We start from the raw sequence: 24,817 nt of genomic DNA, 5'->3' as shown, positions 1-24,817 counted from the left end.
TCCCTCGCGACCTATCACGCGCGGGGCAGCCGAAACCTTTGCATCAACGAGGGCGGATGGCGTACGTCACCGAGCCCTGCGTCTGCGGGCTCCACTCCTCGGGGATGTAGAAGCGGCAGCCGTTGGGCGGGTCGACGCACACCACGGCGTCGACCGTCTCGATCTTCGGCGCGGGGAGGTCCGGCTGCAGCGACTGCAGCGACACGAGGTCGTCGCCCTTGAGGAGGATCCACCAGGGGTACTCCCACGTGTTGTACCCCTGGAGCAGCCCGACCCGTTTCGCGCCGGAGCTGCGCACCGCGTCGGCCGCCCACCGGTAGTCGCGGCCCCACTCCGGGCGCCGGATGAACCGCTCGTCCATGCGGCTCGTCGTCAGCACCGAGCCCGGGCCGATCAGGCGGCGCGGCCAGCCGACGCTGACGGCCGCCACGCCGGCCAGGGCACCGACCGCGAGGACGGCGGACATCGCGCGGGCGACGGAGCGGCGGCGGTACACCAGCAGGGGTTCGATCCAGAGGGCGGCGAGCGGCGTGCCGAGCAGGATCAGGAAGACGATGAGCCGGTTTCCCCAGGGCTGCCACTTGACGGTTGCGACGTATGCCAGCATCGCGACCCAGAACAGCGCGGCGTAGAGGCGGGCCGGTGAGCGGCGCCAGAGCAGGACGGCGGCGCCGATCAGGATCAGTGCGCCCTGCACCGGCAGCGAGACGCGGTCCTCGTCCGGCGGCCAGGAGTCGTAGGGGTATGTCGCGCCCCAGTAGGTGATCTCGCGGGCGTCCGGGTCGACGCCGAGCGCGTGGGCCAGGCCGCGGATGGGGGCGGCGGCGACCGGGGGGTGGCCGGGGCGGTTCGGGGGCTGCAGGGCCGTCTCGGCGATCCGCAGCGCGTTGATCAGCACCGAGGCCGGGTCGTGGCGCTGCATGGTGATCGAGTCGCGCAGATGGTCGGGGCCGAGCGGGTTGCTGTAGGTGGTCTCGACGCGCCAGAGGTACGGGCCGGCGATGAGCGCCATCAGCGCGACGACGATCGCGGTGCCGGCGAGCGCCCGGGCGATCCGCCGGGCCCGGACCTGGCCGAAGAACCACCATACGAGCAGCGGGCCGGCCGCCACCAGGCCGGTCGCCTTCGTGAGCAGCACAAGGCCGGCGGCCGCGCCCAGCAGGAGCATCGCCGGCCACGGGGTGCGCCGGTCGCGCTCGTCGAGCACGAGGGTGGCGACGGCGCCGACCCACAGCGCCACGACGAGGTCGGTCTGGGTGCTCGTGGCCTCCAGCAGGACGATGGGCGTGGTACCGAAGATCAGCGCGGCGACGAGCTGCGCGCGCCGGGCCCCGCCGAGCTGCGCCGCGATCCGGGACGCGATGAGCGCGCCACCGACGCCCGCCGCGAGCTGGACGAGGTTGTAGAACGCATCGCCACCCGTCAGCAGGCGCAGATGCAGGAGGATGTACTCCGCACCCGGCGCCATCGCCAGCTGCCGATCGATGATCGTGGGGTAGAACTCCACGCCGCCCTGCGCCGCCCAGTGCTCGATCTTCGGCAGGTGGTAGGTCTGCGAGTCGAAGTTGTTGGGCGGCGCCACGAGCGCGATGACCAGGTCGGTGAGGAACAGCCCGCCGAGGAGCACCGCGATGACCCGCTCGGCCCGCCCGGCGTCCGCCCAGAAGGCGCGCAGCCGCGGGATCAGGGCCCGGAAGAACGGGAGCCCGAAGTAGCCGAACGCCAGGGCCGCCGCGAACCAGATCACCATGATCGCGGGGCGGTCGAGCAGATGGACGGCCGAGAGCAGCTCGACAAGCACGACCGCCGCGGTGCCGAAGACGAGCCCGGCACGGATCACAGTGAGGCGAGTCGGCGCAAGAGGCACCGCGGCAGGCTATCGAACTCCGCTGGGAGCCGCCTTACAGGCGCTCGACAACGCGACCTTGGCAACGATTGCGGGTGTCGAAGATGTACTGTGCGTGCTCCTCCACGAGCGCATAGTCGAAGTCGTCGTGGTCGGTGAGCAGCACCACCGCGTCGGCCGCCGCGACCTCGGCCGCGGTCAGGTCGACGAGCGTGACCGGGCCGAGGTTGCCCACGTCACGCGGCAGCGCGTGCGGCTCGACCGCGCGCACGTCGGCGCCGAGGTCGACGAGCAGCTCGGCGACCGCCCGGGCCGGCGACTCGCGCAGGTCGCCGACGTTGCTCTTGTAGGCCAGGCCGAGCAGCAGGACCCGGCTGCCGTTGACCGGCTTGAACCGGGTGTTGAGCCCGGCCGCGAGGCGCTGCACGACGTATCGCGGCATGCCCTCGTTGACGTCGTTGGCCAGCTCGATGAACCGGAACCGCTGCCCGACCTCGCGCTTGACCTGCCATGACAGGTATGACGGGTCGATCGGCAGGCAGTGTCCGCCGACGCCCGGGCCGGGGTCGAAAGCCATGAACCCGAATGGCTTCGTCGCGGCCGCGCCGATCGCCTCGCGCACGTCGACGCCGAGCTGGTTGGCCACGATCGCGAGCTCGTTGACGAGCGCGATGTTGATGTGCCGGAACGTGTTCTCGAAGAGCTTCGTGAGCTCGGCGGTGCGCGGGGCGGAGACCGGGACCGTGCGCTCGACGAACCGCTCGTAGAACGCGCGGGTGGCGGCGAGCGAGCTCGCGTCGATGCCGGACACCAGCTTGGGCGTGTTCTCCAGGTGCCAGGTCGGGTTGCCCGGGTCGATCCGCTCGGGGCTGTAGCCGAGGTGGAAGTCGTCGGGGGTGCGCAGCCCGCTGGCGTGCTCGAGCAGTGGCCGCAGCACCTGCTCGGTGGTGCCGGGGTAGGTGGTCGACTCCAGGATCACCGTGCAGCCGGGCCGCAGGTACGGCGCGATCGCGATGGCGGCGTGCTCGATGTGGCTGATGTCCGGTACCCCGTCGGTGAGCGGGGTGGGCACCGTGATGGCGCAGGTGTCGAAGCCGGCCGCGTCGGCGTAGTCGTCGGTCGGGCGGTAGCGCCCGGTCTCCAGCGCCCGCGCGAGCCGCTCGTCGGAGATGTCCTCGACGAACGAGAGCCCGGCGCCGAGCGCCTTGATGCGGTCCGTGTCGACGTCGAGCCCGACGACGTCGTCGCCCGCCTCGACGGCCCGGATGGCCAGCGGCAGGCCGACGTACCCCTGCCCGATGATGACGACTTTGCCCATGATCATCCTTTTCGGGAAGCACTCGGCCCGCCGGGCAGCAACACCCGACGGGCCAAGGAGGATACTCAAAAGTGATACGTCCGAAGCATCGGTTCGCACAGCGGCGCGATGCTTCGCGAACCGAGCACCTAGCTCGTGCGGCGACGGCGGAACGAGATCCAGCCGCTGCCCGCGAGCGCCGTGAGGCCCAGGATGCCCGGGATCAGGTCGGCGCCGTAGGTCTTGTGCTCCGGCGCGGCAGTCGTGGTGGTCTCGTTCGCCTGGAGGCGGAACGGCGACCAGCCGGCGCGGAACGGACCGTAGAAGCCGACCGGGCGGTCGTGACCGTCCCAGTGGCGGTGGTGGTTCGACGCCAGCGGCGTGCCGTCGAAGATGTCGTCCGGCCAGCCGCCCCAGCCGTTGCCCCAGTTGTACTGCATGTGCCCGTCCTTCACGCGGACGGCCACCTTGAGGGTCTTGTGCGACTCCTTGCCGATGACCCGGATGACGGCATAGCCGGCGGCGTCGAGCCGCACGCGGGCCGAGAAGCGGCCCCGGTCGTCAGCCCGGCGGTCGCCGGTGATGCACACACCGTAGGTGTCGGAGTTCCTGTACTTCACGGCGATGTCGACCGGCTCGCCGTCCATGAAGCCGCGCCCCTGGAGGCGGACCGCATCGCCGGCCCGGATCGACGCGGCGCTCACCCGGATCTGCGGCGCGGGCGCCGGATAGGCCGCCTCCGGGGCGGCCTGGGCACTGGTCGGCGCGCCGAGCACGGCCGCCGCGACGACGGCACCGGCGAGGCCGGCCAGTGTTGACAGCGACGTTCTTGTTCGTGCTCGCATTGCTCTCCCTTTCCTCTCCCCGTGATCACGTTAGCCCGGCAAATCCCCTCGATAGGGGTGAACCGGACTAATTCTCACTAATTCAATTCCGGCATTGCCGGCCCGGCGTCAACCGGGTGGCCCACGGCTGGATCCCGGGTGTGGTGATGAGCCGGGGCTCGATCGCGTCGCGGGTGTCGAGCGGCGCGGTCACCAGGTCGACGACGATGGTGCTCGTCGCGCCCGGGGCCAGGTCGACGGGGAAGACCGCGACCTCCCGGCCCTTCTCGTAGCCGGTGCCGAAGTCGACCTCGGTGCCGTCCTGCCGGGCCGCGACGGGCGAGCCGCCGGTCGGGGCGTAGACGAGCACGTTCGTGCGGATGACGCCCTCTCCGGCCAGGCTGAGCCCGAGCACGCTGCGCGGCAGGCCGCTCTTGGGCGCGTTCGAGCCGAGCGTGACGGTCAGCCGCAGCGGGCGGGAACCGTCGTCGAGGCAGCGGCCGGTGTCCAGCTGCACCGAGCGGGTCAGGTAGTACCCGAGCTTGGCGCCCGTGCCGTCGTTGAGGAACACGCCCACGGTGGGCCGGCGGCCGTCGCGCTCCGGCAGCGTGCCCGCGAACGGGGTGCGGGCGATCTCGGTCTGCTCCTGCGGGTGCGCGCTCCAGGCCAGCAGCCGGCGCTCGTCGGTCGCCCGGGCGAGCGCCTGCACCAGATTCTGGCTCATCGGCACCCCACCCATGAGCTTGTCGAGCACCGCCTTGGCCGCCCCGGCGAAGTAGGCGTCCTGGTCCGGCTCCGCGGCGATCTTGAGGTACACCTCGGACAGCAGCTGCCGCACGGCCGTCGCCCCGGTCAGCCGGCCGCCCAGCGCGCCACCGGCGGGCACGTCGACCGGGCCGGTCGCGGAGAGCAGGTAGGCCAGGGCGACCGGGTCGGTGGCCAGCACCCCGTCGACCGCCCGGCCCGAGCGCTGCCGATACATCTCGCGGATCAGCGCGGCCGCGGTCGGGAAGTCCGGGGTCAGGTTCACGTCGGCCGGGTAGGTGCCGAGCCGGTTGGTGAACAGGTCCTCCTGGTCCGCGTCGAGCGGCAGCACGGGCGCGTCGAAGTCGCGCAGCGTCTTGGCCGCGGTGCCCTGCTCCACCAGCGAGATCTGGCCGTGGTCGGCCTGCACGACGGCGAACGCACCGGGCATGCCGCCGGTGGCCCGGACCTCGGCGAGGTTCTGGAACAGCACCAGGTAGGTCCGCGGCCCGTCCGCGCCGAGCAGCGCGGGCAGCAGCTTCGCCGCCCGGGCCGCCGGGTCGAGCAGCGGGACCACCCGGTCGAGGCCCGCGTCGACCTGGTCGAGTGCGGTGCGCACCCGGGCGTTGAGCCCGCCGCGGTCGAGCTTCGCCAGGCGCTGCCGGGCGGCCTCGGCCACGGCCGCCGCGGCGGCGATCCGGGGTGCCGCGCTCGCCACCGACCTGAGGTCCTGATTCTTCGATTTTCCGGCGCCGCCCATCGCGTCGGTCATGCCGTCGGCCGCGTCCAGCAGCGGCGGCACGACCTCGGCGGCCAGCGCGTCCACGGCGTCGGCGACCGCCCCGACCGCTGTCAGGTCGTCACCGGCGACCGGCAGCGCGCTGCCCAGCCACCAGCTCGGGCCGTGCGCGTCGGCCCTCGCCGCCGCGGTCTGCCGGCGCAGGTCGGCCGCGGTGACCCGGGCCGCGGCCAGGTCGCCGCCGCGCAGCTGCGACTCCAGCTGCCCGACGAGCGTGGCCGCCCGCTGCAAGTGCCCGGCCGCGTCCGCGCCGACGATCGCCAGCCGCAGCCCGAAGCCGGCGAGCACCACCACCAGCACGATCGCGCCGGCCACCAGCCGCCGCCTCCGGGTCCGCAACAGCTGCTTCAGTTGTTCAATCGGCACCGCCGACCACCTCCTCGACTCGATCGGGGGCGGTGAGGACCCGCAGGGCGCGGTAGAAGTCCGCGCGCCGGCGGGTGAGGGTCTCGGCGGAGTACGTCCGCGCCCGGGCCAGGTTCAGCGCCGACGCGGCGGCCATGGCGGCCGGGTTGGCGGCGAGCGCCGTGATCGCCCGGGCCAGGGCCTCGGGGTCGTCCGGCGGCACCATCCGCGAGGGGCCGAGCAGCTCGGGGACGCCGCCGACGTTGCTGGCCACCGCGGGCAGGCCGCGGGCCATGGCCTCGATCAGGGCCCGGGGCAGGCCCTCCGTGCGCGAGGGGAGCACGAAGAGGTCGGCGTCGTCGAGGAACAGCCGCACGGGCGCGCCGGGCGGGACGGCCCCGGCGAAGGAGACCCGGCCGCCGAGCCGACGCTCGCGGACCAGCCGCTCCAGCTCGGGGCGGCACCGGCCGTCACCGACGTGCACCAGGCTCGCCTCCAGCCCCGAGCGGGCCAGGCGGGGCAGGGCCTCGATGAGCGTGTCGATTCCCTTGTACCGCTGCTCCAGTGAGCCGACGCTGACCAGCCGGAGCCGCACCCGCGCGATGCCGGTGTCCGGGCGCGGCCGCTCGGCGAACGCGGCCTCGTCGAGCTGGATGCTCGAATACGCGGCGGTGACGGCGCCGGGCGCGGCCGGGTAGCGGGCCTGCAGCGCGCGCTCGGTCACGTAGGCGACGGCGGAGGCGGCCCGGCACTGGGCGCGCAGCCGCCGGGTGAACCACAAGCGCAGCAGCGGCCGCAGCGGGTGCCGGGTGACGCCGGGCGCGAACACGTCGTGGGGATCGCCGACGACCTCGAGCCCGAACGGCTGCCGGGGCTTGCCCGCGACGGCGGACGGCACCCGGAGCAGCACGGCGTCCTCGGGCGCAAAGGCCGCCCGGACCGCCTTGCGCAGCCGTCCGAGCTGCCGGATGAAGCCGATGGGTCCGACGTAGTGGGGCAGCCCGTAGACCTCGACGCCGTTGCCGTCGACCCGCCGCGCATCGACCGGGGCGCCCGGGACCGGCGCGCAGCGGGCCACGACGCGGACCTCGTCGAACACGGGGCGATACCGTTGCCAGAACTCGTTGCCGGCATCCGAGGTGGACCAGACGCGCCCGTCCGGCGTGCGCAGGTACCGCTGCTCGGTCGTCACACAGAGGCGCACTCGCGGGCCTCCTCGTCATCGGTGACGACCTTGGCCGAGACCGCGCGGATGACGCCGAAGAAGACCGCGCCGTAGACGACGGTCTTGAGCAGCGACTGGCTCTCGCCGCGGAAGCCGTACATCCAGGCCACCGTGAACAGGATGCTGGCGTAGGCGTAGACCGGGGCCCGGTCGATGCGGTTGACCAGCCAGCGGTGGGCGGCGGTCAGCAGCGCGAACAGGGCCGGGACGCCGTAGAGGCCGAAGTTCGCGTAGGCCTCGCCGGTGAGCGAGAAGCCGTAGCCGGAGAAGCTGCCGGGGGCGTACCGGTCCACGAGCCACTGCGCGAGCGGGGTCTGGTGCTGGCCGGGGATCAGGTTCACCAGCGCGCGCAGGTAGCTGGCCCCGTGCTGGTACGGCTCCGTCGACGGCACGTGGCCCATCACCCACGTGTCGACGAAGAGCACCGAGCCCTGGTTGAGGATCTGCGAGGCGTCGCTGTCGCCGGGTGCGCCGCCGCCGCGCAGCGCGAACAGCGCGGTGGCGCCGACGGCCAGCCCGGCTCCCCACAGCACCGAGCGCGGGATGCGGCGCTCCTCGCGCACGAGTTCGCGGTGCAGTACCAGCGCGAACAGCACGAAGATGAAGTCACGCTCCCCGGTGGCCAGGCAGTAGGCGATGTACACGCCGAGGTTGACCCGATACGCGAAGCGGCCGGTCGACGTCTCCTGCGCGATGAAGTACAGCGCGCACGCGCACATCTCCAGCAGCAGGTAGTCGTAGTGGAACGGGCCGGCGACGGCGATCCGGTCGAGCTTCGTCCCGGCCAGGAACGCGGGGCCGCCCCAGGCCAGCACCGCGAGCGCGTAGAGGGTGAGCAGGGCCAGCACCGCGGGCACCAGCGGCATCCGCCGCTGCCGGTCCAGGCCCTGCCGCGGATCCCGGATGTCGCGGCGCTGGCGCAGCAGCACGCCGACGGCGACGACGCCCGTGAACGCGAGCAGCAGGCCCAGCGCGGCCCGGCCGATCAGCAGCGTGTTGGTGCCGAAGTAGATGGTGCCGCCCAGCTGGTAGCTCACCACCGGGCCGAAGCCGAAGAGCAGGAAGTATGCGGCCAGGTAGGCCAGCATGTCGCGGCGGCCCCCCACGACCAGCAGCAGCGGCACGGCCAGCGCGGCGAGGACGGCCGACCACCAGGGCTGGTTCGCGAGGTCAAAGGGCACGCCGCAGCACCTCCCACTTGAGTCCACAGTGGACGGCAGCGGCGACCGCGGTGGTCCAGGCGGCGCCGAGCGCGCCGTAGCGCGGCACCAGGGCCAGCGCGGCCAGGGCGGCGGTGACGAGCACTACCCCGTTGACCGCGAGCTGGCCGGTGAAGCGGCGGGCCGCGGACAGGCCGGCGTCGAGCACGAAGCAGACCCCGCCGAGCGCCGTCGCCAGGGTGAGCACGGTGAGCACCCGACCGGCCTCGGCCCCGGCGTACTGCCAGCCGTAGAGCCGCCGCAGGACGCCCGCGCCGAACAGCGCGGCCGCCCACACACCGAGGCCGCCGGCCACCCCGACACCGAGCAGTGACTGCACGAGCAGACTCCGGAAGCCCGCGGGGGTACCGTTGCGGCGCAGCTGGGTCAGCCGGGGCAGCAGGGTCTGGGCGATGGCGGAGAAGAACACGTTGCCGGTGAGCACCAGGAATCCGGCGGCGGCGAACACGCCCAGCGCCGTCGCGCCGAGCCGGTGCTCCAGCGCGTACCGCGGCACGTTGATGGTCAGCGACGAGAGCCCGGAGGCCAGCCCCAGCGGCAGCGCGATCCACAGCAGCTCGGCGACGCCACCGGCCGCCCGGTGCGTGTGCTGGCGGGTCCGCGGGTCGGGCCGGTTGTGGAAGCGGCCGGCGAACGGGACGCAGCACACGACCCAGGTGAGCAGCGACGCCCCGGCGGAGCCGGCCGCGGCCCACGCGATGCTGCTGGTCCCGTAAAGCAGGGCGGCGACCATGGTGACGGTCAGGCCGCCGTTGACGAGCTGGGCGATGGCGATGCTGCGCTGGTCGTGGTGGCGCTGCAGCAGGCCCAGGTAGATGTCGCCGGCGCCGTCGAACGCCTTGGCCGCACCCACCAGCAGCACCACGGCGGCGGGCAGGTCGAACAGCACCACGGCGGCGGACACGGCCCCCATGGCCAGCGCCATGCCGGCCAGCCGGATCGACAGGTAGCGCCGGAACGGGTGGTCGCCGTTGGGGTCGGTGACGAGCACCGTGCGCAGCGACAGGTTGCCCAGCAGCACGATCGGCGCGCCGACGGCCAGGCCGAGCGCGTAGTCGCCGACCATGCCGGGGTTGCCCAGCCGCGCGATGACGACGAGCACGAACCACTGGCACAGCGCGTAGCCGCCGTTGCCGGCCACGCTCCAGCTGAGGTTGCCGCTGAAGCTCGGCAGCGCCGCCGGGCGATGCCGGCGCCGGCTGACTCCGTCGCGCCGGCGATGGCCTGTGTCGCCCGGCTGCCTGGTGGTGGTCATCGGGCGGCCTGTTCCAGGACGTCGGCGACGGCCCGGGCGGCCGGGCGCTGGGCGAAGAGCCGCTCGGCCCGGTCGCGGGCCAGCTCACCCCGGCGTCTCAGGGCGCCGGTCAGGAAGTCGGCGTGGGCCCGGCGCAGCGCGCCCAGCAGCGCCGGCGGGTCGTCGGCCGGCACGCACCAGCCCGACGCCGGGTCGACGACCTCGGGCAGGGCCCCGGCGTCGGAGACGATGCTCGGCACGCCCATGGCCGCGGCCTCGACGGCGGCGCCGTGGTTCTCCGACAGTGACGGGCTCACGCTGAGGTCGGCCGCCGCGTAGCAGTCGCGCACGTCGAGGGCCGAGTCGTGCCACTCGATCGTCGGGTCGCCGGTGACGTCGAAGCGCTCCAGCAGCTCGCGCTTGTGCGCCGCCCCGGCCGCGTCGAAGCCGCCGCCGAGCAGCACCAGCTTCGCGTCCGGGCGATCCCTGACGAACTCCTGCCAGGCCTTGAGGAGTACGTCGTGGCCCTTCACGCCGCGGCCCCGGTGGGTGAGGCGCTTCGGGGCGTACACGTAGGCGACCATGCACACCACGAACGTGTCGTCGCCGGCGCACAGGGCGTCGCGCGCCGCGGCCCGGTGCGCCGGCGAGGGCGGGGTGAAGTCGTCGGTGTCGACGCCGTACGGGATCGCCGGGGTGCGCTCGGGGCTGAGGCCCATCGCGCGGTACAGCTTCGCGATGTGCGCGCTGCCGCCGATGGTGACGTCGTCGAGCCGGCACAGGAGCCGCTCCACCTGACGGATGAGCGGCGACTCCAGGAACAGCGGCCCCGGCACCATGTGCACCTTGGCGACGTCCAGGCCGAGCGCGGCGAGGCGGCAGGCGAGCGCGGAGGCGTACAGGTGGTAGTGCAGCACGTCCGGGGCGACGGTCTTGAGCTGCCGGCGCAGCCCGAGCAGGCCGGTCAGGGTCTTCGGCGCGGGCCGGAAGCGGAAGTCGAACGCGGACTGGATCACGTCGACGCCCCGGTCGTGCAGGGCCTTGCGCAGCCGCCCCTCGCTGCCGGGCGGCAGGACCGCGACCACCTCGTGGCCCCGCGCGCGCAGCTCGTCGACGTGCGGCAAAGTCCAGCGGCCGCCCTCCGCCGTCTTCAGCACCAGCGCCACTCGCAGCGGCTTTGACCGGGGCCGCGCGGCGGTGTCGTCCCGCTTCATCGGGCCGGCACTCCCTTCACGGTCGTCTTCGCCTCGACGTCCCGGGTCACGCAGGCACCGGCCCCGACTGTCGCGTCGGCGCCGACGCGCAGGCCCTGCAGCACGCAGGCGGTGGTGCCGATGAGCACGCCGGGGCCGATGTGGCAGTCGCCGGAGATCGCGGCCAGCGGGTTGACCTGGACGAAGTCCGACAGCACGGTGTCGTGCCCGACAGTGCAGTTCTGGTTGAGGTGCACGTGCCGGCCGATGGTGACGTTTGTGGTGACCCGGGCGCCGGCGAACGCGACGAACCCCTCGCCGGTGACGACGTCCGGGCCGATAGTGGCCGCCGGGTGCACCAGGGTCGCCGCGGCCAGGCCGTGCAGGCGCAGGTCGTCGTCGATGCGGGCGCGGATGCGCGGGTCGCCGATGCCGATGACGTAGCCGATGGAGGGCCGCTCGTCGCTGAGCCGCGCGCTGGGGCCCAGGAACGGCACGCCGAGCGCGGCGATCCGGTCGAGGTTGCGCTGGCTGGGGCTGTCGTCGACGAAGCCCCGGACCGGCAGCCCGGCCGCCCGCGCGATCATGAGCAGCTCCCGGCCGTGGCCCCCGCAGCCGACGATGACCAGACCGTTCTTCATCGGCGACCGCCCTCGAACTCGTGGGCCGTGGCGGCACCTTCGGCGCTGATCCCGTCGCGGCGCAGCACGGTGCGGATCGTCTCGGCCAGGATGCGCAGATCCAGCCCCAGTGACTGGCCGCGCACGTATTCGAGGTCGTAGGCGAACTTCTGGTCCCAGCTCAGCGAGTTGCGCCCGCGCACCTGGGCCAGGCCGGTGATGCCGGGGCGCACGTCGTGGCGGCGGCGCTGCTCGTCGGTGTAGCGGTCGAGGTACGTCAGCGGCAGTGGCCGCGGTCCGATGAGGCTCATGTCTCCCCGTAGCACGTTCCAGAGCGCCGGGAGCTCGTCGAGGCTCGACGAGCGCAGGAACCGCCCGGCCGGGGTGAGCCGCTCGGCGTCGCTGCCCGGCCCCTCGCGCATCGAGCGGAACTTGACGAGCGTGAACGGCTCGCCGTTGCGCCCGGCCCGCTCCTGGCGGAACAGCACCGGGCTGCCGAGCGCGAGCCGGACGAAGACAGCGGTGGCCGCGATGACCGGGGCCAGCACCACCGCGGCGGCGGAGGCGACGACGAGATCGAGCGGACGCCTCATCGGGCGTCCAAGAACTCGCCGATCGCGTCGAACACCCGGCGCTTGTCGTCATCGCGCAGCCCGGAGCCGCTGGGCAGGTTGAGGCCGGTGGCGAAGAGCCGGTCGGCCACACCGGTGACGGCGGCCCGGTGGCCGCGGAAGACCGGCTGGGCGTGCATCGGCTTCCAGACCGGGCGGGTCTCGATGTCGTGGCGGCCGAGCCAGGCGCCGAGGTCGGACGCGGTCCAGCCGGCCCGCTCGGGCTCCACGACGAGCGTCGTCAGCCAGCAGTTCGCGCCCGGGTCGTCGCCGAGCAGCCGCGTGCCGTCGGTGGCGGCGAAGAGCTTGAGGTAGCGCTCGCGGAGCTGCCGGCGCCGGGCGATCATCTCGTCGAGGCGGGTCAGCTGGCCCCGGCCGACGGCGGCCAGGAGGTTGCTGAGGCGGTAGTTGTAGCCGATGTCGCGGTGCTCGTAGTGCGCGACCGGCTCGCGGGCCTGGGTGGCCAGGTGCCGGCAGCGGGCGGCGAGGTCGCGGTCGTCGGTGACGAGCATGCCGCCGCCCGACGTGGTGAGGATCTTGTTGCCGTTGAACGACAGCGCGGCCGCGCGCCCGAACGAGCCGGCCGGGCGGCCGCCGCGGGTCGAGCCGAGCGCCTCGGCCGCGTCCTCGAGGACCGGCACGCCGAGGTCCTCCAGCGACGCGTACTCCGCGACCGCCCCGAACAGGTCGACCGGGACGATCGCGGACACCCTGCGGCCCTCGCGGCGCAGCTCGGCGACGGTGGCCGCGGTGAGGTCGGGGTCGAGGTTGCCGTCACCGGGCAGGCTGTCGACGAATACCGGTTCGGCGCCGGTGTACACGACCGCGTTCGCCGTCGCCGCGAACGTCAGCGTCGGCACGATCACCGCATCGCCCGGCTGCACGCCCAGCGCGATGAGGCCCAGGTGCAGCGCGGCGGTGCCGGAGCTGACCCCGACGGCGTACGCGGTGGCGCACCGGCGGGCGATCTCGGCCTCGAAAGCGTCGAGATCCGGTCCGATGGGCGCGACCCACCCGGACCTCAGCGCGTTGACCAGATAGCGCTCCTCGACGCCGGAAACGTCGGGCGCCGACAGAAAGATCCGCGTGTTCACCACATACCCCCGCTGGAGCCGGCCCTGATGCTGTTCGTCTGCCGGGCCAACCTGTGCCGGTCCGCCATGGCCGAGCGGCTGGCCCGCACCCTCGGCCTGGACGCCGCGAGCGCCGGCACGCACGCCGTGCCCGGCCTCGAGATGCCCGAGCACGCCCGGACGGTGCTGCGCGAGCACGGCGCCGACCCGGAGGGCTTCACCAGCCGCCGGGTGGTGCCGTCGCTGCTGCTCGGCGCGTCGCTGATCCTGACCGCGACCCGGGCCGAGCGGGCGCACTGCGTCACCCTGGCCCCGGTGACCGCGGCGCGGACGTTCACGCTGCGCCAGTACGCCCGGTACGCCGCGGCCGTGCCCGACGGCCCCCTGACGCTGCGGGCGGTCGGAGCCGTCCGCGGCCGGCTGCAGCCCGGCAAGCCGGCCGACGACGACCTCGAGGACCCCTTCGGCGGCCCGATCGAGGGCTTCCGCGTCTGCGCTGAGACGATCGCGGACATCCTCAGGCCCCTCGCGTCCCGGCTTTGATCGGCGCCGGCTCTTCCTTCGGCTGCGCGGGCGCGGCGGGCAGCGCGCGCTGCGGGCGGTCGGCCTCCGCGGGGCCGTAGTAGGCGTAGGTGTACCCGTCGCCGTTGCCGCCCTTGGCCCCGTTGAGCACGCAGCCGAACAGCCGCGCCGAGACCGCCTCGATCGCCTCGACGGCCGCCTGGGCCTGGGTGACGGTGGTCCGCCCGGCCCGGGTCACCAGCACCGCCCCGTCAGCTCGGCTGGCGACCACTGCCGCGTCGGTGACGACCAGCAGCGGCGAGGTGTCGACGACGACGTACTCGTAGTCCTCGCTCACCTCGGCCAGCAGCCGGGTCATCTGCTGCGAGCCGAGCAGCTCGCTCGGGTTCGGCGGGATGGTGCCGCTGCAGAGCACGAACAGCTCCTGCTCGCCCCAGCGCTGCACGGCCGTGGCCACGTCGACCTGCCCGACGAGCACGTTCGTCAGGCCGACCGCGCCCTCCAGGTCCAGGTACTCGGCCAGCTTGGGCCGGCGCACGTCGGCGTCGACGAGCAGCACCCGGTGCCCGGCCTCGGCGAGCACGATGGCCAGGTTGCAGGCGATCGTCGACTTGCCCTCGTCGGGCAGCGCGCTCGTCACCACGACGCAGCGGGCCCGCCGGTCCGGGTCGACGAACTGCAGGTTGGTCCGCAGGTGCCGCATGGCCTCGCCGCGCGGCGACCAGGCCGCATCCTCCACGAGCAGCGGGGATTCGATCGCGTGCGCGTCGTGCGGTACCGCCGCCAGGATCGCTTTTTTCGTCGCCTGACGCAGCGCGGCGACCGAGCGGATGCTGTTGTCCAGCAGCTCGCGCAGCACGGCGGCCGCGGCCCCGGCGACCAGGCCCAGCAGCAGGGCTATCGCGAAGTTGCGGGCGGGCCGCGGGCTTATCGGGTCGGTGCTCACCGACGGGCCGGTGACCACGTCCACGCGCACCGTCGGGGCGGTGCTGCCCGGCGGCGTCTCCAGGGTGGCGACCAGCTCGGCGAAGCGCGTCGCGACGGCCTGGGTCACCCGCAGGGCCCGGCTGCTGTCGGTGTCGGTCACGGTGACCTCGAGCAGCACGGTGTCCGGGATCGTGCGGGCGCTGATCCGCTTGCGCACACCGGCCGCGTCGAGCCCGACCCCGGGATCGGCCGCGGCCGCGCGGGCCAGGCGGTCGCTGCCGACGAGGTTGACGTACGAGCGGGCGCGCTGCTGCGAGAACAGGCCGCCCTGGTAGGCGTCGGTGACGCCGCTGCTCGGGGTGCTGACGAAGAAGGTGACGCTTGCCGCGTAGGTCGGTGCCGTCTGGGCGGTCACCACCACCGCGGCCACCAGCGCCAGACACGCCGTCGTGGCCAGCAGCCACCAGCGTTTGCGGACCGCGCTGACGTAGTCGCGCAGCTCCATACGCCATGACCTCCCGTAGCCGCTTGCTCAACTCAGAGTGACATCCCGGTCCGAGATTCGGGAGCGATACGGGCTTTTACGCCGAAATAGGACTCTCATTCGTGAAGAATCGTCGCGTGGACGATCACCGACCCGCGGGGCCCGGGGACTGGCCGGCCGACCTGTACGCCTGGACCGGCGGGCTCGCGCTCGCCGTGGCCATCGCACCGTCGCGGCCGCCGCTGGCCGCCGCCGCGGGCACGATCCTGCTCGCCGCCGCGCTGCACTCCGCGGTGTCGTGGCCGGTGCAGCTGTACCGGCGCCGCTACGAGTACGCCTCCATGGCCTTCTTCCGCGCACTGGCCTGCACGGTGCTCGTCGTCTGCGGGCTGCTGCTGGTGCTGGCCCCGGCCTCCGGCCTGATCGTGCTGCTGGGCAGCGGGGCCGCGCTGGTGGCCATGGTCGCGATGCGGTGGGCGCGGCTGGCCCGGCGGGCGCACGCCGTCGCCAAGACCCCCGTGCTGATCTACGGGGCGGGCGCGGCCGGGCACCGCCTGCTGCGCGCCATGCAGCAGGACCGGCACTGCCGCTACCGAGCCGTGGGCTTTCTGGACGACGACCCGCGCAAGCATCGGCTGCGGATCTCCGGCGTGCCGGTGCTCGGCGGGCGGCCCTCACTGCGGCGGGCGCTGGAGTCGTCGGCCGCCTGCGGCGTGATCTTCGCGGTGCGCAACGAGGACGGCGCGCTGCTGCGGAGCCTGCGCACTGAGATGTCGGAAATTTCGGGCTATTTTCTGAAAGTACTGCCGTCGCTCGACGACTCGCTCGACGTCGGCCAGGTGCGCGACGTGGAGCTCGCCGACCTGCTCGGCCGGCGCCAGATCGACACCGATCTGGCCTCCATCGGCGACTACCTGACCGGCAAGCGGGTGCTGGTCACCGGGGCCGGCGGCTCGATCGGCTCGGAGCTGTGCCGCCAGCTGCACCTGTTTGCCCCGGCCGAGCTCATGATGCTCGACCGCGACGAGTCGGCCCTGCACGCGGTGCAGCTCTCCATCCACGGCCGGGCCCTGCTCGACGACCCGTCGCTGATCCTGGCCGACCTGCGCGACGCCGCCACCATCCAGCACATCTTCGCCACCCGCCGGCCCGAGGTCGTCTTCCACGCCGCCGCGCTCAAGCACCTCACGCTGCTGGAGCGGCACCCGGCCGAGGCGCTGCAGACGAACGTGCTCGGCACGCTGAACGTGCTCGAGGCGGCCCGCGCCGCCGGCGTGCGGCGGCTCGTCAACATCTCCACCGACAAGGCGGCCGACCCGATAAGCGTCCTGGGCTACTCGAAGCGGATCACCGAGCGGCTCACCGCGCACCACGGCTTCCTCAACGTGCGCTTCGGCAACGTGCTGGGCAGCCGGGGCTCGGTGGTGACCGCGTTCCGGGCGCAGATCGCCGAGGGCGGGCCGGTCACCGTGACCGACCCGGACGTCACGCGCTACTTCATGACCATCCCCGAGGCCGTGCAGCTGGTCATTCAGGCGGCCGCGATCGGCTCCGGCGGCGAGGCGCTGGTGCTCGACATGGGCACCCCCGTGCGGATCGCCGACCTGGCCCGCCAGCTCATCGGCGCGGCCCCGATCGAGATCGTGTACACCGGCCTGCGCCCCGGCGAGAAGCTGCACGAGGAGCTCTTCGGCCGGGGCGAGGCCGACGTCCGGCCGCTGCACCCGCTGATCTCACACGTCCGGGTCCCGTCGCTGCACCCGCTGCTGGCGCGGGCCCTGAGCGGCGACGGGGCCGACCTGGTCGGCGCGATGGCCGACCTGTGCGTGGTGCCGGCTATTGAGATGCCGGCGCAGTCTGTCGTGCATACCAGCTGACGGTCTCGGCCAGCCCCTCGTCGAGGGGCACCGGCCCGTGCCCGGGGAACAGCTCCTGCAGCCGCGTCGACTCGGCCTGGGAGTCGCGGACGTCACCGGGGCGGGCCGGGTCGAAGACCACCTCGACCGGCCGGTCCACCAGCACCTTGATCTTTTCGACCAGCTCCAGCAGCGAGGTCCGGGTCCCGAAGGCCAGGTTCACCGGCGTCGGGCTGGCCACCCGGCGCACCGCGGCGTCGGTGAGCAGCCGTGCGACCGAGCCCACGAACGTGAAGTCCCGGGTCTGCCGCCCGTCGCCGTGCACGTGGATCGGCTGCCCGCGCAGCGCCGCGTCGGCGAACGTCGGGATGACCGCCGCGTAGGCGTGCCCGACCGACTGCAGCGGCCCGTAGACGTTGAAGAACCGCAGCGCGAGCACCGGCAGCCCGTAGGTCGCCCCGTGGGCCAGCACCGCCGACTCCGCGGCCAGCTTGCTCGCCGCGTAGGGGCTCTGCGGCCGGGTCGGCAGCTCCTCGTGCTTCGGCAGCACCCGCGTCGGCCCGTACACCGAAGACGAGGACGCCGCGATGATCGGCGTGCCCCCGATCCGGCACGCCTCGAGCACGTGCATGGTGCCGTTGGCGTTGACCAGGTGGCTGCGCATCGGGTCGGCCACCGACCGCGGCACGCTCGGCCGGGCGGCCAGGTGAATGACGACGTCGGCCTCCCCCACGGCCGCGTCGATCGCGGGCCGGTCGAGGATGCTGCCCACGACCAGCCGCGCGTCGACACCGTCGAGGTTGTGCTCACTGCCGGTGCTCAGGTCGTCGAACGCGACGACCTCCGACACCCGTGGGTGGGCGGCGAGCTCCCGGCACAGGTTGCCGCCGATGAAACCCGCCCCGCCGGTGACCAGAACTCTCATCGCTCCAGTCCAACTGTTGTCGGTCGAAGTCGGTACCGTTTTCGCCCTAATTGGGACAAATTGCCGGTGTTGTTTAGCCGTTAGACCGACCCCGGTCCAGACCGGCCGTGTCGATCACGAACCGGTACCGCACGTCGGAGGCGAGCACCCGCTCGTAGGCCTCGTTGACCTGCTCGACGCCGATGACCTCGACCTGCGCCCCGAGGCCGTGCGCGGCGCAGAAGTCGAGCATCTCCTGCGTCTCGCGCAGGCCGCCGATGATCGAGCCGGCCAGGGTGCGCCGCTGGAACAGCAGCGAGCCGGCGTGCAGCGTCATCGGCTCGGCCGGGGCGCCGACACCGGCCAGCACGCCGTCGACCGCCAGCAGCGACAGGTAGGCGTCGAGGTCGAGCGGGGCGCTCACCGTGTTGAGGATCAGGTCGAACGCGCCGGCCAGCGCGCCGAACGTCGCCGGGTCTTCCGTGGCGTAATAGGCGGTGGCGCCCAGAGCCAGGCCGTCCTCGCGCTTTTTGAGGGTTTGCGACAGTACCGTGACGTCGGCGCCCATCGCCCGGGCGAGCTTGACCGCCATGTGGCCGAGCCCACCGAGCCCGACGACCGCGACCCGCTTGCCGGGCCCGGCTCCCCACCGCCGCAGCGGGGCGTAGGTCGTGATCCCGGCGCAGAGCAGCGGCGCGGCCACGTCGAGCGCCAGGCCGTCGGGGATGCGGCAGACGAACCGCTCGGTGACGACTACCGACTGGGCGTACCCACCCTGCGTGATCCTGCCGTCCTTGCCGACGGCGTTGTACGTCTGCACGTTGCCGTTGCGGCAGTACTGCTCCTCGCCGCGCACGCAGCTCGCGCACTCGCCGCAGGAGTCGACGAGGCACCCGACCCCGACCCGGTCCCCGACCGCGAACCGCGTCACCGCGGACCCCACCGCGGCGACGACCCCGGTGATCTCGTGGCCCGGGACGACCGGGTAGTTGGCCGGCCCCCACTCGTCGCGCACGGTGTGGATGTCGGAGTGGCAGATGCCGGCGAACCTGATGTCGATGCGCACGTCGAGCGGCCCGACGTCGCGGAGCTCGATGGTGTGCGGGACGAGCGGGGCGCCGGCGGACAGCGCGGCGTAGGCGGCGACAGTGTTGGACATGGGCTCAATGCTTTGCCGCGCCGCGCGGCGGGGGCAGATTCTGCGAGGGGGGTACTGCCGGTGACTCCTTCCCCGCCGCCGGACCTCGTACGGTTGCTGTCGTGGGAGAACCGAAGCAGGCCGCCGCGGACGCCCGCCGGCAGATCCGCGAGTTCCTGGCCACCCGCCGGGCCCGGCTGACCCCCGAGCAGGTGGGCCTGCCCGTGTACGGCGGCAACCGCCGGGTCAAGGGCCTGCGCCGCGAGGAGGTCGCCACTCTGGCCGGCATCAGCGTCGAGTACTACATCCGGCTGGAGCGCGGCGAGGCCCACGGCGTGTCGGAGTCGGTGCTGGAGGGCATCAACCACGCCCTGCAGCTGGACCCGACCGAGCGCGCCCACCTCCTGGACCTGGTCCGCGCGAGCGGCGGCACCCGCCCCCTGCGCCGGCTACCCACCGAGCCCACGCTCCGCCCGCCGATCCAGCGCATCCTCGACTCGATGACCACGACCCCGGCCCTGGTCTACAGCGGCCGCCTGGACATCCTGGGCACCAACGCCCTGGGCCGAGCCCTCCTCGCCCCGCTCTACGCCGACCCCGCCCGCCCGGTCAACATGGCCCGCTTCGCCTTCCTCGACCCGGCCGCCCGGACCTTTTGGCGCGACTGGCCCCGAATCGCCGACGACAACGCCAGCACCCTGCGCACCGAGGCGGGCCGCAACCCCTGCGACGCCGACCTGACCACCCTGATCGGCGAGCTCTCGACCCACAGCGAGGCCTTCCGCACCCGCTGGGCCAAGCACGACGTCCACCTCCACACGACGGGCGTGAAGCGCATCCACCACCCGGTCGTGGGCGACCTGGAGCTGCCCTACGAGGCCACCCCACTGGCCGCCGACCAGGGCCAGACCCTCCTCATGTACACCGCGGACCCCACCTCCCCCACCGCCGACGCCCTGCGCCTCCTGGCCAGCTGGGCCGCCTCCGAACAGCCGGAGAGCCACCCGACCCGCCGGTGACGCGGGACGTCACCGGCGGGTCGCGGGGATCAGATCGAGGCCAGGCGGGGGAGGATTTTTTCGGCCAGGCCGTTGGTGAACTCGACCGGGTTGCGGTCGGGCATGGTCATGACCTCGGTGATGCCGAGGGCCTTGAAGGCCTCCACGTCGGCCAGCCAGGCGTCCGGGTCGGTCAGGGGTGGGCGGGTCACCAGGGCGGTCTTCACGATGGAGTCGTAGTCGCGGCCCTCGGCGGTGCAGTGTTCGCGGAGGACGTCGAGCTTGTGGGCGACGTCGTCGGGCGAGGTGCCGAAGAGGTTGCAGGCGTCGGCGTACTTGGCGACCAGGCGGAGGGTCTTCTTCTCGCCGCCGCCGCCGATCATGATCATCGGGTGGGGGGTGCTGATGGCGGCCGGGGAGTTGATGAGCTCGGTGAGCTGGTAGTGCTTGCCATTGAACTCGCCGCCGGGCTGGGCGCCCCACATCTGCAGGCAGATCTGCAGGGTCTCCTCCAGGCGCTCGAAGCGCTCGGCGACCGGGACGACGGGGACGCCCAAGCCGCGCTGCTCGCGCTCGTACCAGGAGGCGCCGATGCCCAGGCGGGCGCGGCCGCCGGAGAGGATGTCGAGGGTGGTGACGATCTTCGCCAGCAGGCCGGGGTGGCGGTACATCACCCCGGTCACCAGCAGGCCCAGCGTCATCTCCTGGGTCAGCGCGGCCACGTACCCAAGCGTCGTGTACCCCTCCAGCATCGGCTCGTCGGCCGGGGCGTACTGCTCCATCTGGAAGTAGTGGTCCATGACGGTGAACGAGGCGACACCCGCCTGCTCGGCGATCGTGGCGGTCTCGCGCAGCGTCGGGCCGATCGCGGTGGGCTCGGCGGGGTTGGAGAAGTTCCAGTAGTGCAGACCTAGCTTCATGCCCCCATTGTTGCCGCGCGCTCCCGCAGCCGCGCGTGAACACCGTCGTACGCCCGGGCGCCGCGCAGGTAACGCTTGGCCACCTTGGCGACCATCGTGTAGTTCGTGTCGCACACGTTGCCGACCGGGGCCTCGCCGGCCTGGCTGACGAGCTGGAGCGCGTCCAGCTCGTCGAGGCCCGTGAGGCCGGCGACCCAGGTGACGAGGTCGTGCTGGCTGATGCGGTACGCGTCCTCGAGCGGCCGGGCCGAGCCCGTGCTCATCAGGTGCTCGTCGGACTCGAGGCGGGGCCACGGGGTCGGCACGCCCTTGAGCAGCTCGACGATCAGGGTGGTCCGCATCGCGCACTCGACGGCGACGCCGCTGACCTCGCCGTGGCCCTGGCGGGCGTGGCCGTCGCCGAGGGCGAACAGGGCGCCGTCGACGTTGACGCCGAAGTACGCGGTGACGCCGGCCCGCAGCTCGGGTGTGTCCATGTTGCCGCCGTGGGCGTCGGGCGTGATCGTCATGCGGGCCTCGAAGGCGGCCGGTGCGACCCCGACAGTGCCGTGCATCGGGTCGAGCGGGAGGTCGACGACGAAGTCGCTGTTGCGCGCGCTGAACCGGGCCACGCCGCCGGCCAGGTCGTAGATCCAGACGCGCTCCTCGAGCGGGGGCTGGAGCGTCGCCGTGTGCGAGGTGGAGGTCAGGGCGCCGAAGTGCGGAAACGTGCTGGACACGGCCCAGTCGCGGGCCGGTTGCAGGCTGACGAAGTGCAGCGCCAGGGTGTCGCCCGGCGCGGCGCCCTCCACGTGGAACGGGCCGCTCACCGGGTTGAGGAACGGGAACTCGACCACCTGCGTGGGGAGCGTGTCGACGCCGGTGACGCGGCCGCCGAAGCAGTCCTCGGTGTACACCTCCAGCGCGTCGCCCGGCCGTAGACGGCGCACCGGGGCCCGGCCGCCGAAGGTGTAGGCGAGCTCGTCGGGCTCGGGGGAGTACACGTGAAGGTCAGTCATTTGCCTGTCCCGAAAGTCGAGGGCGCCGGCCCGTCGCGTAGAGGATCACGAGGACGACCACGCCGACGCCGAGCCACGTGAAGCCGAGCATCTGCGCCGCGACCTTGGCGTTGATGACGACGTAGAGCAGGATGGCGAACCCGATGAGCGGGAACACCAGGTGCCGCAGCCAGTCCCGGCTCCCCCCGCGCACCACATGGTGCCAGAACACCGAGACGTGCAGGGCCAGGAAGGCGGTCATCGCGCCGAAGTTGACGAGCGTCGACAGGAGCGTGATGCCGTCGCCGCGCGACCACATGTACAGGCCGAGGCCGAGCGACACGACGGCCACGACGAACGTCGCGTTGACCGGCACCCGGTGCCGCGGCGAGATCCGGGCCAGGAACGACGGCAGCTGCCGGTCCCGGGCCATCGCGTAGAGCAGCCGGGAGGTGGCCACCTGCGCCACCAGCGCGTTGGCGAACCCCCAGGCGACGGCGGTGGCGACGGCGGTCAGTGTGGCCAGCCAGGCCCCGCCGCCGACCCGCGCGGCGTCGTAGAACGCGGTGCCGCCCGGGTCGCCCTCGTCGAGCAGCCGCTGCGGGTCGGGCACGAGCAGCGCGGCGACCCACGTCTGCACGATGAACAGCACCCCGGCGAGGGCGAGCGCCGCCACCATCGAGCGCCCGATCTGGCGGGCCTCACCGCGGTGCTCCTCGGCGAGCATCGAAATGCCGTCGAAGCCGAGGAACGACAGGACCGCGATGGAGACCGCGCCGAAGACCAAGGGCCAGGAGAAGGTGCTGTGGTTGTACAGCGGGGAGGTGTCGAAGCCGCGCCCCTTGCCCTGGGCCAGCGCCACCACGCCGATCACGAGGAAGATCCCGAGCACGACGAGCTCGCCGAGCAGCATGAACCGGTTGACGATCGCGGTGAGCTGGATGCCGAGCAGGTTCACCACGGTGTTGAGCACCACGAAGGCGACGAGCCAGGCCCACACCGGCACCGCGGTGACGACGGAGTTCATGGCGACGCTCGCGACCAGGTACAGCAGGCTGGGCACCAGCACGTAGTCGAGCAGGATCACCCACCCGGCCAGGAACCCGACGGGCGGCGCGATCCCGCGCCCGGCGTAGCTGTACACGGACCCGGCCATGGGGAACGCCTTGACCATCTGCGCGTAGGAGAGCGCGGTGAACACCATGGCGACCATGCCGATCGCGTAGGCCAGCGCCACCATCCCGCCCGAGCCCTGGAACACGCCCCCGAAGATCCCGAAGGGCGCGATGGGCACCATGAAGATCAGGCCGTACACCAACAGGTCGGTGAACGTGAGGGAGCGCTGCAGCTCCTGCGTGTATCCGAACCGCTCGATATCGGAAGGCGTCTGCGAACCCGCTGCCATGTCCGCCAACGGTAGACCGAATACTTGAATTCGGAAAGATCTGCCGTCAGAACGAATCGATGACGTCGAAGTCCAGGCCGTCGGCGCGGGCCAGGTAGACGGGCTGGTCGACGTGGCGGGAGGTGACGGTGACCCGGCCGCGGCCGCCGGTGATGGTGGTGCCGTCGGCGGTGGCGTCCATGGCGGCCGGGTTGAGGCTGCCGGCCCGCGAGGCCAGGGCGTGCAGCAGGCGCACGCCGTCGTAGCACGCCTCGGCGTGGCCGTTGAGGACCGGGGCCTGCCAGCCGTAGCGGTGGGTGTACCGCTCCACGAACGCCAGGCCCGCGTCGGTGGCCACGTTGCCGAAGTAGCCCATCGTGGCGTACAGCTCGCCCGTCGCGTCGCCGCCCGTGGCCAGGAGCCCGTTCTCCTCCAGGGCGGCGCACAGGCGCGGGGACCGCAGGGGCGACTCGCCGTAGGCGCGGTTGAACGCGGCCAGGTCGCTGCCCACCAGGGTCAGCAGGACGGCGTCGGCCCGGCGCCTGGCGATCAGGTCGAGCAGCGGGGCGGGGTCCAGGGCGCCGAACGGGAGGTAGCGGGCGGCGACCACCTGGGCCCCGGCGGCCCGGAGGTAGGCCACGGCGGCGTGGTGCAGCATGCGCGGCCACACGTAGTCGTTGCCGACGAGGGCCCAGCGGCGGGCCCGGCGGTGCCGGACGAGCCAGTCCAGAGCCGGGCGCAGCTGGCGGGCCGGGGTCTCGCCCAGCAGGTACACGCCCGGCGCGTGCTCGCCGCCTTCGTAGGGGGGCGTGAAGACATACGGAATCCGGCCCTGCAGTGCTGTGACAGTGGCGACGCGGACATCACTGGCGTGGGTGCCGACGACGGCGGCGATGGCGCCGGCCCGGGTGAGCTCGGCCAGCTCGGCGGCGACGGTCTGCGGGCGGCGGCCGGCGTCCAGCAGCACCAGCTCGATCGGGCGGCCCAGCAGGCCGCCGGCCGCGTTGAGCTCCGCGACGGCCAGGCGGGCGCAGTTCAGCACGGCCGGCGCCATCATCCCGAGCGTGCCCGAGGTCGGGACGGCCAGCGCCACGCGCACCGCCCCGCCCGGCTCGGGCGCCAGCAGGCGCGCCTCGAGCGGGTCGGCGACCACCCGGACCTCATCCACGACGCCGAGTATCTTTCCTATGGCGGGCGAGTGGTAGGGGGCGACCATGGTGGATGCGATAGGGCTGCGCGCGCACCTCGGCTACGTGCTGAGCGAGGCCGAGCGGGCGGTCAACCGCGGCCTGGCCACCGCGCTGCAGTCCGAGGGTGTCACGGTCGAGCAGTGGCGCATCCTGCAGGCGCTCTCCGACGGGCGCGGGCACTCCATGGGTGACCTGGCCGAGGCCGCGCTCATGCCGCACCCGACGCTGACCAAGGCGGTCGACCGGCTCGTCGACGGCGCGCTCGTCTACCGCCGGCAGGACCCGAACGACAGGCGCCGGGTCGCCGTGTACCTCTCCGAGTCCGGCACCACCCTCCTTGCCCGCCTCGACCATGCCGCCACCGGGCATCACCGCGCCGTCGAGGACGCGTTCGGCAGCGAGCGGGCCGAGCGGCTCATGCGCGAGCTGACCGACCTGATCGACTCGATGCGCTGAGCGCTTGTCATCCGGTTGGCGTCGGAGTGC

At 73.0% G+C, this 24,817-nt stretch carries 22 protein-coding genes; 4 read left to right on the top strand and 18 right to left on the bottom strand.

Annotation, left to right across the window (positions count from 1 at the left end; all coding sequences use genetic code 11):
- Window positions 1-43: 43 nt before the first annotated feature.
- The 11 genes from Dvina_RS02450 to Dvina_RS02400 all read right to left on the bottom strand — a co-directional run bounded on the left by Dvina_RS02450 (window position 44) and on the right by Dvina_RS02400 (window position 13,052).
- Window positions 44-1,867, bottom strand: coding sequence for an ArnT family glycosyltransferase (locus Dvina_RS02450; RefSeq protein ID WP_223100747.1), 1,824 nt, complete (start codon window positions 1,865-1,867; stop codon window positions 44-46).
- 34 nt (window positions 1,868-1,901) lie between these two features.
- On the bottom strand, window positions 1,902-3,164 hold the full coding sequence (locus Dvina_RS02445) for a nucleotide sugar dehydrogenase (protein WP_306425129.1): 1,263 nt from the start codon (window positions 3,162-3,164) through the stop codon (window positions 1,902-1,904).
- 128 nt (window positions 3,165-3,292) lie between these two features.
- Window positions 3,293-3,988, bottom strand: a complete 696-nt coding sequence (locus Dvina_RS02440) for a hypothetical protein (RefSeq protein WP_223100745.1) — start codon at window positions 3,986-3,988, stop codon at window positions 3,293-3,295.
- 82 nt (window positions 3,989-4,070) lie between these two features.
- Window positions 4,071-5,876: a DUF4012 domain-containing protein gene (locus Dvina_RS02435; RefSeq protein ID WP_223100744.1), complete on the bottom strand. Its 1,806-nt coding sequence runs from the start codon at window positions 5,874-5,876 to the stop codon at window positions 4,071-4,073.
- Window positions 5,866-7,059 (bottom strand): glycosyltransferase family 4 protein, encoded by a 1,194-nt coding sequence (locus tag Dvina_RS02430; RefSeq protein ID WP_223100743.1) that lies wholly within the window; start codon window positions 7,057-7,059, stop codon window positions 5,866-5,868. Before Dvina_RS02430 ends, Dvina_RS02435 begins: the two co-directional genes overlap by 11 nt.
- Window positions 7,044-8,261 (bottom strand): O-antigen polysaccharide polymerase Wzy, encoded by a 1,218-nt coding sequence (gene wzy / locus Dvina_RS02425; RefSeq protein WP_223100742.1) that lies wholly within the window; start codon window positions 8,259-8,261, stop codon window positions 7,044-7,046. Before wzy ends, Dvina_RS02430 begins: the two co-directional genes overlap by 16 nt.
- Window positions 8,251-9,555 (bottom strand): lipopolysaccharide biosynthesis protein, encoded by a 1,305-nt coding sequence (locus Dvina_RS02420; protein WP_223100741.1) that lies wholly within the window; start codon window positions 9,553-9,555, stop codon window positions 8,251-8,253. The genes wzy and Dvina_RS02420 overlap by 11 nt, the downstream gene beginning before the upstream one ends.
- Entirely contained in the window at window positions 9,552-10,748 is a 1,197-nt protein-coding gene (locus Dvina_RS02415; RefSeq protein WP_223100740.1) for a glycosyltransferase, read from the bottom strand. The genes Dvina_RS02420 and Dvina_RS02415 overlap by 4 nt, the downstream gene beginning before the upstream one ends.
- A complete protein-coding gene (locus Dvina_RS02410) occupies window positions 10,745-11,368 on the bottom strand; it encodes an acetyltransferase (RefSeq protein ID WP_223100739.1) in 624 nt (207 codons plus the stop codon). The genes Dvina_RS02415 and Dvina_RS02410 overlap by 4 nt, the downstream gene beginning before the upstream one ends.
- Window positions 11,365-11,940, bottom strand: coding sequence for a sugar transferase (locus Dvina_RS02405; protein WP_223100738.1), 576 nt, complete (start codon window positions 11,938-11,940; stop codon window positions 11,365-11,367). Before Dvina_RS02405 ends, Dvina_RS02410 begins: the two co-directional genes overlap by 4 nt.
- A complete protein-coding gene (locus Dvina_RS02400; RefSeq protein WP_246655976.1) occupies window positions 11,937-13,052 on the bottom strand; it encodes a DegT/DnrJ/EryC1/StrS family aminotransferase in 1,116 nt (371 codons plus the stop codon). Before Dvina_RS02400 ends, Dvina_RS02405 begins: the two co-directional genes overlap by 4 nt.
- Window positions 13,053-13,079: 27 nt before the next feature.
- On the opposite strand from Dvina_RS02400, the gene Dvina_RS02395 reads away from it, so the two are divergent.
- Entirely contained in the window at window positions 13,080-13,574 is a 495-nt protein-coding gene (locus tag Dvina_RS02395; protein ID WP_223100737.1) for an arsenate reductase/protein-tyrosine-phosphatase family protein, read from the top strand.
- Here the strand turns inward: Dvina_RS02395 and Dvina_RS02390 are convergent.
- The gene (locus Dvina_RS02390) at window positions 13,549-14,985 is read right to left on the bottom strand and encodes a tyrosine-protein kinase domain-containing protein (protein ID WP_223100736.1); all 1,437 of its coding nucleotides are present in this window, start codon (window positions 14,983-14,985) and stop codon (window positions 13,549-13,551) included. The two genes, Dvina_RS02395 and Dvina_RS02390, sit on opposite strands and share 26 nt — an antisense overlap.
- Window positions 14,986-15,101: 116 nt before the next feature.
- On the opposite strand from Dvina_RS02390, the gene Dvina_RS02385 reads away from it, so the two are divergent.
- Window positions 15,102-16,841 (top strand): polysaccharide biosynthesis protein, encoded by a 1,740-nt coding sequence (locus Dvina_RS02385; protein ID WP_246655975.1) that lies wholly within the window; start codon window positions 15,102-15,104, stop codon window positions 16,839-16,841.
- Here the strand turns inward: Dvina_RS02385 and Dvina_RS02380 are convergent.
- Both Dvina_RS02380 and Dvina_RS02375 read right to left on the bottom strand, forming a co-directional pair.
- Window positions 16,801-17,745, bottom strand: coding sequence for an NAD-dependent epimerase/dehydratase family protein (locus tag Dvina_RS02380; RefSeq protein ID WP_223100735.1), 945 nt, complete (start codon window positions 17,743-17,745; stop codon window positions 16,801-16,803). The two genes, Dvina_RS02385 and Dvina_RS02380, sit on opposite strands and share 41 nt — an antisense overlap.
- A 73-nt stretch (window positions 17,746-17,818) precedes the next feature.
- Window positions 17,819-18,883, bottom strand: coding sequence for an NAD(P)-dependent alcohol dehydrogenase (locus tag Dvina_RS02375; RefSeq protein WP_223100734.1), 1,065 nt, complete (start codon window positions 18,881-18,883; stop codon window positions 17,819-17,821).
- A 101-nt stretch (window positions 18,884-18,984) separates the two neighbouring features.
- On the opposite strand from Dvina_RS02375, the gene Dvina_RS02370 reads away from it, so the two are divergent.
- Entirely contained in the window at window positions 18,985-19,881 is an 897-nt protein-coding gene (locus Dvina_RS02370) for a helix-turn-helix domain-containing protein (RefSeq protein ID WP_246655974.1), read from the top strand.
- Between the two features lie 29 nt (window positions 19,882-19,910).
- On the opposite strand, the gene Dvina_RS02365 is transcribed toward Dvina_RS02370, so the two are convergent.
- The 4 genes from Dvina_RS02365 to Dvina_RS02350 are packed head-to-tail and all read right to left on the bottom strand — an operon-like array spanning window position 19,911 to window position 24,309.
- Window positions 19,911-20,780 carry an LLM class F420-dependent oxidoreductase gene (locus tag Dvina_RS02365; RefSeq protein WP_223100733.1) on the bottom strand — a complete coding sequence of 290 codons (870 nt, stop codon included), beginning with the start codon at window positions 20,778-20,780 and terminating at the stop codon, window positions 19,911-19,913.
- Complete coding sequence (locus tag Dvina_RS02360; RefSeq protein ID WP_223100732.1) at window positions 20,777-21,778, bottom strand: acetamidase/formamidase family protein; 1,002 nt, start codon at window positions 21,776-21,778, stop codon at window positions 20,777-20,779. The genes Dvina_RS02365 and Dvina_RS02360 overlap by 4 nt, the downstream gene beginning before the upstream one ends.
- Complete coding sequence (locus Dvina_RS02355; protein WP_223100731.1) at window positions 21,771-23,162, bottom strand: APC family permease; 1,392 nt, start codon at window positions 23,160-23,162, stop codon at window positions 21,771-21,773. The genes Dvina_RS02360 and Dvina_RS02355 overlap by 8 nt, the downstream gene beginning before the upstream one ends.
- Before the next feature lie 46 nt (window positions 23,163-23,208).
- Window positions 23,209-24,309 (bottom strand): substrate-binding domain-containing protein, encoded by a 1,101-nt coding sequence (locus tag Dvina_RS02350; RefSeq protein WP_246655973.1) that lies wholly within the window; start codon window positions 24,307-24,309, stop codon window positions 23,209-23,211.
- Window positions 24,310-24,355: 46 nt separating this feature from the next.
- On the opposite strand from Dvina_RS02350, the gene Dvina_RS02345 reads away from it, so the two are divergent.
- Window positions 24,356-24,787: a MarR family winged helix-turn-helix transcriptional regulator gene (locus Dvina_RS02345; protein ID WP_246655972.1), complete on the top strand. Its 432-nt coding sequence runs from the start codon at window positions 24,356-24,358 to the stop codon at window positions 24,785-24,787.
- Window positions 24,788-24,817: the final 30 nt, after the last annotated feature.

This window comes from Dactylosporangium vinaceum (assembly GCF_019904175.1).
GTDB lineage: Bacteria > Actinomycetota > Actinomycetes > Mycobacteriales > Micromonosporaceae > Dactylosporangium > Dactylosporangium vinaceum.
Note: the sequence above shows the minus strand (reverse complement) of the source record. Positions and strands in the feature narration are given on the sequence as shown.